This is a genomic window from Streptomyces sp. S.PNR 29 (assembly GCF_030386795.1).
Taxonomy (GTDB): domain Bacteria; phylum Actinomycetota; class Actinomycetes; order Streptomycetales; family Streptomycetaceae; genus Streptomyces.
The window spans coordinates 1-1,948 of the sequence record NZ_JANUQM010000038.1; the positions used below are offsets into that span (position 1 = coordinate 1).

Genomic DNA, 1,948 nt, shown 5'->3' on the forward strand with positions numbered 1-1,948 from the left:
GATCTCCTCCTGCGGCGAGCGCGGAAGGCGACTGGAGCCGTCGGTGGAGTACTCGGGGGCGGGCAGGGCCTTGCGGTCGAGCTTGCCGTTGGGAGTGAGCGGCAGCGCGTCCAGCGTCACGAACGCCGCAGGCACCATGTACTCCGGCAACAGGCCGGAGGCATGGGCGCGCAGCGCCCCACCGGAGACCGACGTACCCGGCGACGGGACCACGTACGCCACGATCCGCTGGTCACCGGCACGGTCCTCACGCACCACCACGGCGGCCCGGACAATGTCCCGATACTCCGTCAGTGCCGCCTCGATCTCGCCGAGTTCGATACGGATGCCACGCACCTTGACCTGGTCGTCGACCCGGCCGAGGTAGTCGAGGGTGCCGTCGGGCCGTCGCCGGACCAGGTCGCCGGTACGGTACATCCGGCCCCCCGCCGGGCCGAACGGATCGGCGACGAAACGCTCGGCCGTCAGGGCGGCGCGGCCCAGATAACCCCGGGCCACCTGGACGCCCGAGAGGTACAGCTCACCCGACACACCGACGGGCACGGGCTGGAGCCCGGCATCCAGCACATACGTCCGGGTGTTCGGCAGGGGGCTACCGATCGACGGAGAGCCACCGCCGGGCCTGATGGGCGAGTGTACGGCGTCCACTGTGTATTCCGTAGGACCGTACATGTTGTGACCCTCGAGGCCTGGGTGGTTGCCGACCAGATCCCACAGCTGCTCGGTGACGGCCTCACCGCCCAGCGATACGGTCTGCAGCCGGCTTCCCTCGGCGCTCAGCAACCCGGACTCGACCAGCCGCGAGAAGTAGGAGGGCGTGACATCGATGAACGTGACACCGTGCTGGACCAGGTAGTTCGCGAGACGGTCGGCATCGCGCCAGGTATCGCCGTCGATGACGTGCAGCACATGGCCGGCGACCGGCCACATGAGTGAATCCCACGAAGTGTCGAAGGAGAGCGGTGCGATGAGTGCCGCGCTCGGCCGCTCACCGTCGGAGCGGTCGGCTGCTGGTTCGAAGAAGTACTCCCGGTGGCTGTGGAACAGGTTCGTCAGGCCGGCATGGGGGATCACAACGCCCTTGGGGCGGCCGGTGGTGCCTGAGGTGTAGATGACGTACGCGGGGTGTTCCGCCAGGAGCGGGGCGGACCGGTCCATGTCGGTGAGGTCCGTGTGCGGCTGACTTCCGATCCGGGCGTCGACGGCCGGATCGTCCAGGAGGAGCCGCTCGGCGCCTTCCGGTAGGGCGGGCGTGACCTCACCGACGGTGAGGGTGAGCAGCGGCGCCGAGTCCTGAAGCATGTAGCTGATGCGGTCGGCGGGGTATTCGGGGTCGACCGGCACGTAAGCGGCGCCGGACTTCAGTACCGCCATCACGGCGGTCACCAGCTCAGCGGAGCGGGGCAGCGCGAGCGCGACAATCTGCTCAGGACCCGCTCCGTGGGCGATGAGCAGCCGGGCGAGCTGGTTGGCGCGGGCGTTGAGCTGGGCGAAGGTGAGCGTCGTGGCGCCGAAGACCACGGCGGCCGCGTCGGGGGTGCGAGCTGCCTGGGCCTCGAAGAGCGCGGGCAGCGGATGCGGGGGCATCGGCTGGGTGGTGTCGTTCCAGCCGTGCAGCAGTTGCTCGCGCTCGTCGGCGTCCAAGAGTTCCAGTCGGCTGATCGCGAGCTTGGGGTTGTCGGTCACCGACCGGAGCAGACGCGCGAAGTGGCCGGCCAGCCGCTGGGCGGTCGAATGGTCGAATAGGTCGGTGGCGTACTCGACGGATGCGGCGAGTCCATTGGGCGTGCCGTCCTCCGTGAACAACTCGGCGAGGCTGAAGGAGAGGTCGAACTTCGCGGCACCGAGACTGTTGGGCTCGGGTTCGACGGTCAGGTCGGGGAGTTCGGGCTCGGTCCTCGTGTTGTTGTTGAGGGTGAGCATGACTTGGAAGAGGGGGTGGCGGGTG

General features: G+C 68.8%; 1 protein-coding gene. It reads right to left on the reverse strand.

Annotated features, from left to right (window positions below):
- The coding region (locus tag NW895_RS41095) for an amino acid adenylation domain-containing protein (protein WP_289942366.1) at positions 1-1,948 on the reverse strand (1,948 nt) is incomplete at both ends.